Here is a 14,911-nt window from a genome sequence, read left to right as displayed (position 1 = left end):
GGTTAGGTGCGATCGTATGGTGACACAACAACGCGTCCACCGAGAAAACTGGCCATATAGACATCACCGGGTTCGTATCCTTGCTCTGCCAAGCGAGCCTTAAGCCATTTCTCATCATGGTCAATGGCGTCAAGTGCGGCCGGGTCAATTTGCCCATCTAAAATGAGTGGATATTTGATGGTTTCGTCGCCTTTTAAAATGACATTTAACTGGCCATTTTGTTCAAGATAAGCCTGGCGAACATCGCGTAAATCATTGACGCCGGCAGCTCGTAGTTTATAAGCAAGGTCGTTAGCAGATAAGCCTACCCGTGTGGCGGTATCCACTTTGATTTGACCATGTTGAACGACTAATAACGGTTCGCCATCAATCACCCGTTTGAGCCAACGATTGTGGTTCGTCAGGTATTTAGTGCTGAAAACGATTAACGTCCAGATCAGCAGCACGTTGACAAACTGCAACAGACCGATATCGGTATTATAAATAACGCCGCCGATGATGCCGCCAAGAACGTAATTCTGCATTTGATCGACAATGGTTGCCGGTGCAAGATTACCTTTACCGGTGAGCTTGATTTGCGCGATGAAGACAATGAAGCCCAAAAGCAGCTTCATTGCCGTCACAAAGTATGGATCCTGAAAAAGTCGCATATGAATCTCCTTATTTAGTGATGAACTGAGCTTTTGGCACAATCAAGGTCGTTTTAGATAACTGGTAACTGTTATTATCGGCATTAATTGTGACGGTGTACATTTCTTTTGTGGAGCGGCCGATGGTGATCAGCATGCCGGTGTGAACAGTATTGCTGTTGGCATAAAGCTGACGGGTGGCGACATGCTTTTGGGTTGCCACGCTGCGTAACAGGGTGGCAACGGCTTGGGAATCAGCGTTGGCCGTTCGACTAGCCTGAAGATCGCGAACTTGGATGCCGATGGTCAGGAGTTCAACTAAAGCAACTAGCACCAAAAGATCGCGGTATTTGTTACTGCGTTTGTGGCGTAAGAAATACAGAAGATAGGCAATAATAAGCAAGGCACCGATTAAAATAATGGTATATCGTAAGGTGCTTTGCCAACTGTTCTGCTGGGTTAGCACGGAATAAGCAAAAAAGGTAGTTCCCATAGTGCACCTCCATAAATCATGGTCTGATCAAATCATAACAAGAATAATAGCGAGGGTGAAGTTGTTCTTGACATGGCTTATCGCGGTGTTATGATGAATTCAATTTATGACAAACACATTGCTTTGCGGAGAAGAGTAACCGAAGCGCAGATCGACAGCGAGCCTGGACAGTGTAAGCAGGTGATCGGCTAATCGGTGAAGATGAGCTCCAAATAGCTTTTCAGTGGTTCACGCCATTGAAACGGGTGCACCCGTTATGATGCCAGGTATCAGTTTTGGTACTGTTGAGGTGTTAATGTTAAATTAACACGAATAAGGGTGGTAACGCGCACCGTCGCCCCTTGATCGGATTCGATCAAGGGGCTTTTTTCGTCCCGTGACGGCTATGACTTACCGCATCAGTCGAGTGTGTTGCATAAAGGTACCGACTAGTTGGTTGTTCCATTGCTGCGTGTTTTCAGTGGTGGAATATTAATTTGTAGTTGATTTTGCGTAGGCATCCATTTTTGAATGTGATGGTTATTCAAGACTGTAGTGCGTTTGCCATGACGCGTTTATAGGGATAGAGATCTGACCTACACTCCGGTTTCTAGGCGGCCCTGTTCACGCTCACTTTCTATAACGCGCTCCCCAGCGCAGGGATCTGCGTGTAAGGACCTTGGTCGCAATGGCCAAAACCGGGCCATCACGCCCAAGGCCACTTACACTCCGGTTTCTAACCGGGCTGGCTCGCGCTCACTTTCCATAACGCGCTCACAGGGCCAGAAACCTGCGTGTAAGGACCTTGGTCGCAATGGCCAAAACCGGGCCATCACGCCCAAGGCCACTTACACTCCGGTTTCTAAGCGGCCCTGTTCACGCTCACTTTCTTTTAGGAGGGTTTCACATGACAGAAGAAGTTCAAACCAAAGCCCCTTTTCGTGCTGATTTAGTTGGTAGTTTGCTGCGTCCGGAGCGGTTGAAGGTTGCTCATCAGCAGCTTGGGATCGGTGAGATTCAGCAGGATCAGGAGCTGGCGATTCAGCATGAAGCCATCAAACATATTGTTAAAAAACAAGTCGAACTCGGGTTTAATGCCGTTACTGATGGTGAATTCTCGCGGCGTTACTGGCACCTAGACTTTTTCTGGGGGCTGAATGGCTTTGAAAAGGATGATGCATGGAAGTATGAACGGGACTTTAAAGGCGGGATTAATCCTGCTGCCAATGTTCATCTTGCTGGTAAGGTCAGCTTTAATCCCGATCATCCTTTCTTTGCCGCCTTTAAATATCTCAAGAGTATTGTGCCAGCCGGGGTCTTGCCAAAGCAAACAATTCCTAGTCCAGCGCTGTTGTTTAGGGATCATCGCAGCGATAACTGGTCGAAGTACTATGCTTCTTTTGATGATTATTTAGCTGATGTGGTGCAAGCATACGTGGCAACTATTGAACACTTTTATATTTTGGGTGTCCGTTACTTGCAGATTGATGATACGAATTGGGCTTATCTGATTCAAAACCTAAAAGATACAGAGAACGACCCGAAACGACACCAGCATTTTGTCGACTTTGCCAAGCTGGCGCATCAGGTCATTAAAGCAGTGTTAATTCGATTACCTGAAGATTTGACCGTAACTTCGCACATTTGCCGCGGAAATTTCCAGTCGACTTTCTTATTCTCGGGCGGCTATCAGTATGTTGCTGATGAAATTGGCGACTTGCCTTATGACGGATTATTCCTTGAGTATGACAGTCAGCGTGCCGGTTCGTTTGAGCCATTACCGCAGCTGTGGCAAGGCGATACCAATAAGCGGATTGTGTTAGGGTTGATTACGTCGAAGTTTCCGGAGTTAGAAGACGAGGAAAAAGTGATTGAACGTATCCATGCTGCGACTGCTTATGTGCCACTGAGCAACTTGGCTTTGTCCACGCAATGTGGTTTTGCGTCAACCGAAGAAGGCAACAAGCTGACCGAAGATGATCAATGGGCGAAGTTGGCCTTGGTTCAGCGTATTGCGCATCGGGTTTGGGAAGATGCTTAACAGATAAGCCGGCTAGACTCAAAATTTTTTGACCCTATTTGGCATGATGTCATGTCATTCTCAGATTTTTTTCACACCGGTGGGATTGTGTTATATGATGAATAGGTAAGCTATTGAGAAGGAGATCCTTAATTTATGGCAAAAGTTGAAAGCTTTACGTTAGATCACACTGCAGTTAAGGCGCCTTATGTCCGGTTAATTACCACCGAAAAAGGCCCGAATGGCGATGAAATTTCTAATTATGATTTACGCTTGGTTCAGCCAAACACCGCTGCGATTGATACTGCCGGGTTGCATACAATTGAACACTTGTTGGCATCATTATTGCGCGATCGCATGGATGGCGTGATTGATTGTTCACCGTTTGGCTGCCGCACCGGCTTTCACTTGATTACCTGGGGAACACACAGCACCACGGAAGTCGCCAAAGCGCTGAAGTCCAGCCTTGAAGCGATTGCTAACGATATTACCTGGGATGATGTACCCGGTGTTGACATTAAGAGTTGTGGCAACTACAAAGATCACAGCCTGTTTTCTGCTAAAGAGTGGGCAAAGTTGATTTTGAGTCGCGGCATTTCTAACGATCCATTTACCCGGCAGGTTGTCTAATCTGACGAGCATTGATTAGAACCAAAAATGGCACTGCACAAGTTCGAATAGCGAACCTGGCAGCGCCATTTTCATGTCACCATGTTTAACTGAATAGATCAATCAACCACCGGCCACCATATAGCAAACTCATGCTATAGGCGAAGATGGTAATGGGTTTGCCGAGTATAATAATCCAGAAGAACCTGGTAAAGGTCATTTTGGTGAGACCGGCGAGCAAACATAGCACATCATCTGGGGCAACCGGCAACACAATAGCAAGGGTAAACAGGTGATCAAAGCGGGTCTGATTCTTAGTGTAGCCGATGTATTTTTCATAAGTTTTTTCCGAAATTAAATACGTCAGCAGGGGCTTGCCAAAACGGCGGGCAAGAAAAAAGTTAATAAAAGATCCGATCGCGATGCCGATGTAGTTGTAGAGAAAACCAAACCACGGGCCAAAAAGAATCACACCCGCAGCGGTACTGATGCCGCCTGGAATGATGGGAATCACGACCTGGATGACTTGGATGACAACGAAAAATAAAGCTCCGGTTAAGCCGAGTCGGGCAATGTAACTTTGTAAAACCTTGACATCAGAAAGAATCCCTAGATCGTACCAATAAATAGTGACGACGACTAAAGCGATCACAACGATCAGGGTGGCAAGATTGATCAAATGGCGGACATTTTTTGGAGTCATAACGTTAAGCCTCAGAACGATTTATCATCAAGAAAAGTTCTATGCTACAATGAGTCAAGCGTACCAAACATATGTACTGAATGGAGAGCTTATGTACGAATACTTTGAAGGCACAATTCAGGCCGTAACGCCGGCGTACATTGTCATTGATGTCAATGGCATCGGATTTCGCCTGCTGGTAGCCAATCCATACGATTTCGAAGCGGGAAAGCAGACCCGGATTTATGTGCAACTCATCATCCGCGAAAATGATCAAACACTTTACGGATTTGAAACAGCAGCGGATAAACGAACTTTTAACCAGTTGTTATCCGTCACCGGCATTGGTCCGAAATCAGCGTTGGCAATTTTGGCAAATGTTTCAAGTGGTGGCCTAGCAACTGCCATTGCCCAGGATGATGTTAAATTTTTGACCAAGTTTCCGGGCATCGGTAAGAAGACGGCCGCTCAGATTATCCTGGATCTAAAAGGCAAAATTACGACCGATGCTCAACCGGCTGCCGCAACGATCATGCCGACCGCCGATCAAGTAGCGCCGGAGCTGGCAGATGCCTTGGCTGCACTGGTTGCCTTAGGATACACCCAACGCGCGGTTGATGGCATTACCGATGCTTTGAAAGCCTTTGACGCCACGACGACCGATGCTTATCTGCGTGAAGGTTTACGCTTGTTGAGCGGACGAGCATAACGTTGATTATACTGGAGCAGCAGGACATCGACAACGGTAAGACTTTTTCAGACAATATAGAAGGGGCGTGAGTTTTTGCCAGACGCAAACAAGGATCGGTTAGTTTCAGGCGACATTGATGATCTGAATGAAGCACAAATTGAGAAAAGCTTACGTCCACGGCGGCTTGCTCAATATATTGGTCAGGATCGGGTTAAACATCAGCTGACCGTTTATATTACTGCGGCCAAGCAACGTGAAGAATCCTTGGATCACGTTTTGTTATATGGGCCGCCGGGATTAGGCAAAACCACGCTGGCACTGGTGATTGCCAACGAAATGGGCGTGAATATCCGTACCACTTCTGGACCGGCCATTGAAAAGCCAGGTGATTTGGTCGCGTTGCTGAATGAGTTGCGCCCCGGAGATGTGTTGTTTGTCGATGAAATTCACCGATTACCAAAAATTGTTGAAGAAATGTTGTACTCGGCCATGGAAGACTTTTATATTGATATTGTCGTTGGCCAGGGTCCGACTGCCCATCCGGTTCATTTCCCCTTGCCGCCATTTACCTTGATTGGGGCCACAACGCGAGCTGGTATGTTGTCGGCACCATTGCGCGATCGATTTGGCATTAGTGAACATATGGCGTATTATTCGCCTGATGACTTAAGTGAGATTGTTAAACGCTCAGCAAATGTCTTCAATATGGCGATTGATGCAGAAGGTGCCTACGAGATTGCGCGGCGGTCGCGGGGAACGCCGCGGGTTGCCAATCGCTTGTTGAAGCGTATTCGGGATTTTGCTGAAGTTGCCGGCAAGAGCCCGGTTGACTTGGCAATGGTCGATCATGCGCTTGATCAGTTGCAGGTGGATGCCCAAGGACTTGATCAGATTGATCGCAAGTTATTAACCTTCATGATTCGTGACTACCAAGGCGGACCGGTTGGGTTATCAACGATTGCTGCCAATATCGGTGAAGAAATGGCTACGATTGAAGAGATGTATGAACCCTACCTGTTGCAAATCGGGTTCTTGAAACGAACTCCTCGTGGACGCATGGTGACGCCCGCTGGCTTTGCCCATATGGGAATGACGATGCCGCAATCCTCAGACGAGCAGTCGCCATCAAAAAACAACTAAATGAAATGAATGGAAGCGAACAAGTTGCAAGACAAAAAACGTTATCGGCGCGTAGAAAATAAAGATTATCAACTTTCGGATTTTGATTATGACTTACCGCATGAATTGATCGCCCAAACACCGCTGAAAGAACGCGATGCCAGCCGTCTGTTGGTTTTAAATGCTGATACTGGCGCGATGCAGGATAAGCATTTTTATGACATTCTGGATTATTTTAAACCAGGCGATGCGTTGGTCATGAACGACACACGGGTTATGCCGGCACGACTTTATGGTGTCAAACCGGAAACCGGTGCCCACATGGAAGTGCTATTACTTAATAACACTTCCGGCGACGACTGGGAAACTTTGATGAAGCCAGCGCGCAAGGCACCAGTCGGGACAGTGATTGATTTTGGTGACGGGTTGTTAAAGGCGACGGTCACCAAAGAGCTGGAACATGGCGGACGGATGATCCATTTTGACTATGATGGCATCTTCATGGAAATTCTGGATAAGCTCGGTGAAACGCCGCTGCCGCCTTACATCAAAGAAAAACTTGAAGATCCGGAAATGTATCAAACCGTTTATTCCAAAGAGCTAGGATCAGCAGCAGCGCCAACTGCCGGATTGCATTGGACGAAAGAGTTATTGCAAAAGGTGCAGGATAAGGGCGTTAAGCTGGTTTATCTGACGCTGCATGTCGGTCTCGGAACATTTCGGCCGGTGGTAGAAGAAAATATTGAAGCGCATAAGATGCACAGCGAGTTTTATCGTCTAACACCGGAAGCAGCTGCAACTTTGAATGAGGTACGCGATAACGGTGGGCGCATCATTGCTACTGGGACAACCTCAATTCGAACGCTTGAGGCGATTGGCACTAAATTTGATGGTGCTATCAAGGCGGATTCTGGTTGGACAGATATTTTCATTAAGCCTGGGTATCAGTGGAAGGTCGTGGATGCCTTTATCACCAACTTCCATTTGCCAAAGTCAACCTTGGTGATGTTGGTGGCTGCGTTCACAGGCCGGGATACGATCTTGAACGCCTACAAACACGCCATTGAAGAAAAGTACCGATTCTTTAGCTTTGGCGACGCGATGTTCATTTATTGATGATCGATCATGTGACCCGCTACTGTCTGCGGGTAGTTTACGCCATTGATCGTCTCTGAAGGTATATAAAAACCGGTTTGCGCGTTTGCAAACCGGTTTTTATAACGGACGGGATCACATCAACACATACCAACAGACATGTCTCGATTTTTCTTTTAACGCATCGCTGCGTGGAACAACGTATTCATAGACGATCACAATGGCCAGGTCAAAACCCGGGAAGTGCGAAAACTACGGTAACGGTGATCCCGTCCTTAGCTTTATTTTAACAGGAAAAACCAGTAGAAAAAAGGATAAAGCTCGGTGATCGTGGGCCAGCGCTTTATAAGAAAGTTGTTGATCATCTGCTGGACAGGTTTCATTTGTGAACGGTCCTGCAGCGTTTGGGCGAGTCACTTACTTTTAAATCACAAGTAACTCTGTTAAACTGGCATAACGAGAAAATGGATAAGCGGTGCTGCGAGGGCATTGCTGTGAATAAGGAGTCTGTATGGAACCAGCAGTTAAATATCGTCTCATTCATCAAGATAAGCATAGTGGTGCCCGGTTAGGTGAATTGATCACACCGCATGGAACTTTTCCAACGCCGATGTTTATGCCGGTGGGAACCCAAGCCAGTGTCAAAACAATGGCGCCAGAGGAATTGGACACAATGGGAGCAACGGTTATTTTAGCCAACACCTATCATTTGTGGTTGCGTCCCGGTCCGGATTTAATTGAAGAAGCCGGTGGATTGCACCGTTTCATGAATTGGCACAAGGGAATTTTGACGGACTCAGGCGGGTTTCAGGTCTTTTCGCTAGCAGATACCCGGCATATTACGGAAGACGGGGTCACCTTCAAGAATCATCTGAATGGCGCGAAAATGTTCCTATCACCAGAAAAGGCGATTGCGATCGAAAACGCGTTAGGGCCGGATATTATGATGAGTTTGGATGAGTGTCCGCCGTTTTTTGAGAGTTATGATTATGTCAAAAAAAGTGTTGCGCGAACCAGTCGCTGGGCTGAGCGGGGGTTAAAAGCGCATAAAAATCCGGATTGGCAAGCGCTGTTTGGTATTGTTCAAGGAGCCGGCTTCAAAGATCTTCGTGAACAAAGTGCCAAAGACTTGGTAAGCATGGATTTTCCGGGATATTCAATTGGCGGCCTGTCAGTTGGTGAGTCCAAAGATGAAATGAACCATGTTTTGGACTTCACCACACCTTTGCTGCCAGAGGATAAACCGCGGTATTTAATGGGTGTTGGTTCTGCTGATGCGCTGATTGACGGGGCATTGCGCGGGATTGATATGTTTGATTGCGTCTTGCCAACCCGAATCGCACGAAATGGGACGTGTATGACCAGTCGCGGGCGTCTTGTCATCAAGAATGCCAAGTATGCCCACGACTTTGGCCCGCTTGATCCTAATTGCGATTGCTATGCTTGCCGCAATTACAGTCGCGCCTACATTCGTCACTTGATCCATGTTGGCGAGGCATTCGGTATTCGGCTAACAACCTACCACAATCTTTATTTCCTTTTACACCTCATGCAGCAAGTACGTGAAGCCATTGCCAACGATGATCTGCTTGCCTTCCGCGAAGATTTTTTCGAAGCTTATGGTTATAACAAGGAAAAGGCGAAGAATTTCTAGATTGTTTGGAGCATGGTCCGAAATTCTGTTACACTGTTGAATGACAAACTAAAAAAACAAGAGGTGCCTAAATTGGGAAATGGTAATGTTTCAATGATCGTTCTGCTGGTGATCTTTGTAGCGTTCATGTACTTTGGCATGATTCGCCCACAAAAAAAGCAGCAACAAAAGCGTCAGGAAATGCTAAGTCAGTTAAAAAAAGGTGATCCGATCGTTACAATTGGCGGCCTGCATGGTGTGATTGATTCAATTGATCAGCAAGCAGGGACCGTTGTGATTGACTCAGACGGTATTTATCTGACATTCAATCTAAATGCGGTTCGCGGCGTTGCTTCACGTCCGGCAACCCCAACCCCGGCTCCAGCAGCAAAAGCCGAAGCCTCCAACACAGATGAACAGCGTGTGGCTAAGGAAGCATCTGATACTGCGGCCAAGTCCGATGATCAACCGGCTGCTGCTGACAGCGATGCCAAAGCAGACGATGACAAGCAGGCTTAAGGTTAAAGGTTAATGATGTTAACAGAGAGACCGGTTCTTGACTGGTCTTTTTTTTACGGCCATAAGTTCAAAAAAATACAAAGTGAAAAACGTTGAATTCCCCTGACAAATCAGCATTGACAGTGAACAAGCAAAATTTTCGTGAAAAAGTTCACTAAAATTGTTTACAAAATCACAATAGCAAGGTATGATGTTCTTGTGAAATGGTTAACAAAAATTCTGCGAATTGCTTGGAGGTAAGCTCATGCTTAAGAATACTGCGAAGGCTGCTACTGAAGTTGATGTGAAAGGCATGATTGATGAACTGGTTGCCAATGCGCACTCGGCTTTGAAGATCATGAAGACTTTTGATCAAGAAAAAATTGATCATATTGTTCATCGGATGGCAATTGCCGGGTTAGATCATCATATGGAATTAGCGAAACTCGCTGTTGACGAAACCGGCCGTGGTGTTTGGGAAGATAAAGCCATTAAAAATATGTTTGCCACTGAAGAAATCTGGCATTCGATTAAGAACAACAAGACCGTTGGCGTTATCAATGAAGATAAACAACGCGGCTTGGTATCCATCGCCGAACCAATCGGGGTTATTGCCGGGGTAACGCCGGTGACCAACCCGACATCAACCACGATCTTTAAATCCGAAATTTCCATCAAGACCCGTAATCCGATTATCTTTGCTTTCCACCCGGGTGCACAAAAGTCTTCAGCGCGTGCGTTGGAGGTCATTCGGGAGGAAGCTGAAAAGGCCGGATTGCCAAAAGGGGCCTTGCAGTATATTCCGGTTCCAAGCATGGAAGCAACTAAGACACTGATGGATCATCCCGGCATTGCCACGATCTTGGCAACCGGTGGCCCTGGCATGGTTAAGTCAGCTTATTCATCCGGCAAACCGGCCTTGGGTGTTGGCGCAGGGAATGCACCGGCATACATCGAAGCAAGTGCCAATATTAAGCAAGCCGTTAATGATTTGGTCTTGTCCAAGAGTTTTGATAACGGTATGATCTGTGCTTCCGAACAAGGGGCCATCGTTGATTCCAGCATTTACGATGCCGTGAAGAAAGAATTTGAAGCCCAAGGTGCCTATTTTGTCAAACCTAAGGACATGAAGAAGTTCGAGAGCACGGTTATTAACCTTGAGAAGCAAAGTGTTAATCCTCGAATTGTTGGCCAAAGTCCTAAGCAAATTGCTGAATGGGCAGGGATTCGAATTCCTGATGACACGACCATCCTGATTGCCGAACTAAAAGACGTTGGCAAGAAATATCCGCTTTCTCGGGAAAAACTGAGCCCGGTTTTGGCGATGGTTAAAGCCGATGGTCATGAAGATGCCTTCAAGAAATGTGAAACCATGTTGGATATCGGCGGCTTGGGACACACCGCGGTGATTCACACAGCTGACGACGAATTGGCATTGAAATTTGCTGATACCATGCAGGCTTGCCGAATCCTGATCAATACACCTTCTTCTGTTGGCGGTATCGGGGATCTCTACAACGAAATGATTCCTAGTTTGACGCTGGGCTGCGGCTCCTATGGCGGCAACTCGATTTCGCACAATGTGGGGACGGTTGACTTGTTGAATATCAAGACCATGGCAAAACGGCGCAACAACATGCAATGGATGAAATTGCCGCCAAAGATTTATTTCGAAAAAAACTCGGTTCGCTATCTGGAACACATGGAAGGCATCAAGCGCGCCTTCATCGTTGCTGATCGTTCAATGGAAAAGCTGGGTTTCGTCAAGATCATTGAAGACGTTTTGGCTCGGCGCGAGAATCCGGTACAGGTTCAGACGTTCGTGGATGTTGAACCTGATCCATCAACTGATACGGTCTTCAAGGGAACCGATATCATGCGGTCGTTTGGTCCGGATACCGTGATCGCGATTGGCGGTGGTTCTGTAATGGATGCAGCCAAGGGTATGTGCTTGTTCAACGATGCTGGCGATGCGGACTTCTTCGGTGCCAAACAGAAATTCCTGGATATTCGGAAACGGACCTACACTTTCCCGAAGCTGAATAAGACCAAACTGGTTTGCATTCCGACGACTTCCGGGACCGGTTCTGAAGTGACACCATTTGCGGTTATCACCGATTCCAAAGCAGGGATCAAATATCCGTTAGCTGATTATGCTTTGACGCCAGATATTGCGATTGTGGATAGTCAGTTTATTGAATCAGTACCGCCAGTAGTTGTGGCTGATTCCGGGATCGATGTTTTGTGCCATGCAACCGAAAGTTATGTATCAACCATGGCAACCCACTATACGAAGGGCCTGAGCCTTGAGGCAATCAAGCTAGTGTTTGAAAACCTCGAAAAGAGTTATCATGGCGACATTGCGGCTAAGTCAAAGATGCATGATGCTTCTACCATTGCAGGGATGGCGTTTGCCAATGCCTTGCTGGGAATTAACCACAGTATTGCCCATAAATTAGGTCAGGCGTTCCACTTGCCTCATGGTCGCTGCATCGCCATCACCATGCCACATGTTATCCGGTTCAATGCTAGTCAACCAAAGAAACGTGCAATCTGGGCCAAGTACAGTTACTTCCGTGCTAACGAAGACTATGCAGAAATTGCCCGCTATCTTGGGCTGCCAGGAAAGACCACCGATGAATTAGTGGAAAGCTATGTTCAAGCCTTCATTAAATTGGCACATAGCGTCGGGATCAAGTTAAGTCTGAAGGATCAGGGAGTTCAGAAAGCAGATCTGGACAAGCAAGTTGATCGCCTTGCTGAACTTGCTTATGAAGATAACTGCACGGTTACCAACCCGCAGGAACCATTGATCAGCGATTTGAAGCACATTATTCTCGATGAATATGAAGGAACGGATTCAACATTCTAAGTACGCACATGCTAATCATTTCACGATGATCGGCAATTGTTCATCAGATAAACCGTTTGCGTCGGTCGTCATTAAACACGTCAAGAAATTGACGTGTTTTTTTGTGCAAGTCATGGCATAATGTAGTACAGTGACTGCAAATTAAAAGTAAGGATGTAAAATGACACCGAATAAAGAGGATTATCTTAAGTTGATTTTTGAGATCGGCGGCGATACCGAACTGGTCTCTAATAAGCAAATTGTTGCGGGGATGCATGTCTCTGCTGCCTCGGTCAGTGAGATGATCAATAAACTGGGCGAAGAGAAGCTAGTAGCACACACGCCTTATCAAGGCATCCAGTTGACATCGGCTGGGCGAAAAAAGGCGGCTATCTTAGTGCGCAATCATCGTCTCTGGGAAGTCTTTTTAGTTAAGTGCTTGAAGTATCCTGCCGATGCAGTTCATCAGGAAGCTGAGAAATTGGAACACGCCTTGACGCCAGAAATGGCAAAACGTTTGGCGGCCATGTTAGGCAATCCTCAATATTGCCCTCATGGCGGTGTGATCCCTGATGCTGACGGCCACTATATTCAGCAGAGTCGCGTCACTTTGGGAGCGATGGAAGTCGGCCAAAAGGGTCATATTGAACGGTTGATCGATGAGGTTTCATTGATTGATTACACTGTCAAACTTGATTTACGCCTTGATGACGTCTTTACGGTAACCGCCAAAACGTTGGATGCAGTCGTCATCAAACTAGATCGAACTGGAAAAGAATTGGCAGTCGATGCTGATCGCGCTGCTCACATATTTGTTGAATTGTAATCAAGACTTGGGAAAGCAGGGTCATATACATGCCAGAAGAATCGCGCGCTGTGATCATTATTTTCGGTGGGTCAGGAGATTTAGCTTCACGAAAGCTTTATCCTGCATTGTTCAATCTTTATCGCCGCGGAGTGCTTGCTGAACACTTTGCAGTTATCGGAACTGCCCGCCGACCATGGAGCGACGAACATTATCACGAAGTCGTAGCAAATGCTGTTGCAGGTGCACACGCGGATGCTGAACAGGTGCACGCCTTTGCCCAGCACTTTTTCTATCAAAGTCATGATGTAACCGATGCAGATCATTACATCACCTTGAAAAATCTTGCGGCAAAGCTGGATGATCAGTTTGCAGTCGGCGGTAATCGCGTCTTTTATATGGCTATGGCACCGGACTTTTTCGAAACCATTGCCAGTCATCTTAAGTCAGAACATCTGTTGACGGATGCTGGATTCAATCGTTTGATTATTGAAAAACCGTTTGGACATGATTATGCTAGCGCCAAAGCATTGAACGATTCATTGACCGCAACGTTTGACGATGATCAGATTTTTCGAATTGACCATTATCTTGGCAAGGAAATGATCCAGAACCTACTGGCGTTTCGGTTTGATAATGCCATTTTTGAGGGCGTCTGGAACAAAGACTTTATCGACAACATTCAGATCACGTTATCTGAAGCTGTCGGAGTAGAGGAACGTGCCGGCTATTATGAAAAGGCGGGTGCGTTGCGCGACATGGTTCAAAATCACGTGATGCAAGTATTGTCTTACCTGACTATGCCCAAGCCTAAGTCGTTTACGGCAACCGATATTTTAACGGAAAAAGATAAGGTGTTTGCTGCGTTAAGGCCTTATGATCTGGCAGCAGCAAAGGCTAACTTTGTGCAGGCACAATATGTGGCGGCGCAAATAGATGGCAAAACGGTTCCGGGTTATCGCCAAGAGGAAGGGGTCGCACCGGATTCGCAAACGCCAACTTTTGTCGCAGGCAAGATTTTGTTGGATATGCCACAATGGCAAGGCGTACCGATTTATATTCGAACAGGCAAGCGGCTGACGCGTAAATCGACCCAAATCACATTAACGTTCAAACCGGTGACCGCGCCGTTATTTAGTCAAGCAGAAGCAAGCCGCCCGGATAGCCTGACGATTTACATTGAACCGAGCGAAGGCTATTCCCTGCAGCTTAACGGTAAAGCATTGGGAACGGGTTTTGACGTTGAACCGGATGAGTTGCGCTATCGCCACGACCCGACAGCGGCTGCAGCAGCTCCGGAGGCCTATGAACGTTTAATCAGCAATGTGCTGGAAGGCGATCAGACAAACTTCACGCATTGGTCTGAATTATCCGCTTCATGGCGATTTATTGATGCCATTCAAGCGGCATGGTCCCAGGAAACAACAATGCCAACTTATCCGGCGGCAACAATGGGACCAAAGGCGGCATTTGATTTACTTGAACGCGATGGCCGCGAATGGTTCTGGCAACCACGGCGCGTTCAGCTAGCCGATTGATGATGATACTGAACAAAGGGACGGAGACCAATAAAAGGTCAAAGCCTCTTTTTTAAGTGAGCGCGAGCCAGCGCGGTTAGGAGCCGGAGTGTAAGGACCTTGGGCGTGATGGCCGGGCTTTGGCCATTGCGACCAAGGTCCTTACACGCAGGCTCCTGCGCTGGCGAGCGCGTTATGGAGCGGAAAAGCCGACTTCTGCGCAGGAAAGCGTGTTATGGAGCGCAAGTCCGACTTCAAGAGTTGTTGAAACGTGTCAAGGTCCCGGGGAG

13 protein-coding genes are annotated in these 14,911 nt (G+C 46.9%); 10 read left to right on the top strand and 3 right to left on the bottom strand.

Annotated elements, in window-relative coordinates; genetic code table 11:
• Positions 1-2: 2 nt before the first annotated feature.
• Positions 3-650, bottom strand: a complete 648-nt coding sequence (locus ACWP87_RS01600) for a DUF421 domain-containing protein (RefSeq protein WP_014569302.1) — start codon at positions 648-650, stop codon at positions 3-5.
• Between the two features lie 10 nt (positions 651-660).
• On the bottom strand, positions 661-1,122 hold the full coding sequence (locus tag ACWP87_RS01595; protein WP_005705496.1) for a DUF3290 family protein: 462 nt from the start codon (positions 1,120-1,122) through the stop codon (positions 661-663).
• Between the two features lie 886 nt (positions 1,123-2,008).
• On the opposite strand from ACWP87_RS01595, the gene ACWP87_RS01590 reads away from it, so the two are divergent.
• Both ACWP87_RS01590 and ACWP87_RS01585 read left to right on the top strand, forming a co-directional pair.
• Complete coding sequence (locus ACWP87_RS01590; RefSeq protein ID WP_015764878.1) at positions 2,009-3,142, top strand: vitamin B12 independent methionine synthase; 1,134 nt, start codon at positions 2,009-2,011, stop codon at positions 3,140-3,142.
• 135 nt (positions 3,143-3,277) lie between these two features.
• Positions 3,278-3,751 (top strand): S-ribosylhomocysteine lyase, encoded by a 474-nt coding sequence (locus ACWP87_RS01585; protein ID WP_005685498.1) that lies wholly within the window; start codon positions 3,278-3,280, stop codon positions 3,749-3,751.
• An 85-nt stretch (positions 3,752-3,836) separates the two neighbouring features.
• Here ACWP87_RS01585 and ACWP87_RS01580 read toward each other — a convergent pair whose 3' ends face one another.
• Positions 3,837-4,433 (bottom strand): TVP38/TMEM64 family protein, encoded by a 597-nt coding sequence (locus ACWP87_RS01580; RefSeq protein ID WP_005685499.1) that lies wholly within the window; start codon positions 4,431-4,433, stop codon positions 3,837-3,839.
• A 91-nt stretch (positions 4,434-4,524) separates the two neighbouring features.
• Between ACWP87_RS01580 and ruvA the strand changes: the two genes are divergently transcribed.
• The 8 genes from ruvA (at position 4,525) to zwf (ending at position 14,642) form a co-directional block, all read left to right on the top strand.
• A complete protein-coding gene (ruvA, locus tag ACWP87_RS01575) occupies positions 4,525-5,121 on the top strand; it encodes a Holliday junction branch migration protein RuvA (RefSeq protein WP_005685501.1) in 597 nt (198 codons plus the stop codon).
• A 75-nt stretch (positions 5,122-5,196) separates the two neighbouring features.
• Positions 5,197-6,243 (top strand): Holliday junction branch migration DNA helicase RuvB, encoded by a 1,047-nt coding sequence (gene ruvB, locus ACWP87_RS01570; protein WP_005685502.1) that lies wholly within the window; start codon positions 5,197-5,199, stop codon positions 6,241-6,243.
• Positions 6,244-6,252: 9 nt separating this feature from the next.
• A complete protein-coding gene (gene queA, locus ACWP87_RS01565) occupies positions 6,253-7,338 on the top strand; it encodes a tRNA preQ1(34) S-adenosylmethionine ribosyltransferase-isomerase QueA (protein WP_005691975.1) in 1,086 nt (361 codons plus the stop codon).
• Between the two features lie 490 nt (positions 7,339-7,828).
• Positions 7,829-8,971 (top strand): tRNA guanosine(34) transglycosylase Tgt, encoded by a 1,143-nt coding sequence (tgt, locus tag ACWP87_RS01560; RefSeq protein WP_005685506.1) that lies wholly within the window; start codon positions 7,829-7,831, stop codon positions 8,969-8,971.
• 93 nt (positions 8,972-9,064) lie between these two features.
• Positions 9,065-9,469, top strand: a complete 405-nt coding sequence (yajC, locus tag ACWP87_RS01555) for a preprotein translocase subunit YajC (RefSeq protein ID WP_029943890.1) — start codon at positions 9,065-9,067, stop codon at positions 9,467-9,469.
• Between the two features lie 244 nt (positions 9,470-9,713).
• Positions 9,714-12,320: a bifunctional acetaldehyde-CoA/alcohol dehydrogenase gene (gene adhE, locus ACWP87_RS01550; protein ID WP_005685508.1), complete on the top strand. Its 2,607-nt coding sequence runs from the start codon at positions 9,714-9,716 to the stop codon at positions 12,318-12,320.
• Positions 12,321-12,480: 160 nt separating this feature from the next.
• Positions 12,481-13,125: a metal-dependent transcriptional regulator gene (locus tag ACWP87_RS01545; RefSeq protein ID WP_005685509.1), complete on the top strand. Its 645-nt coding sequence runs from the start codon at positions 12,481-12,483 to the stop codon at positions 13,123-13,125.
• A gap of 29 nt (positions 13,126-13,154) precedes the next feature.
• Positions 13,155-14,642 (top strand): glucose-6-phosphate dehydrogenase, encoded by a 1,488-nt coding sequence (gene zwf / locus ACWP87_RS01540; RefSeq protein WP_005685510.1) that lies wholly within the window; start codon positions 13,155-13,157, stop codon positions 14,640-14,642.
• Positions 14,643-14,911 lie beyond the last annotated feature (269 nt).

This window comes from Lacticaseibacillus sp. 22 (assembly GCF_055413445.1).
The sequence above is the reverse complement of the archived record's forward strand: the minus strand, read 5'-3'. Positions and strand labels throughout refer to the sequence as shown.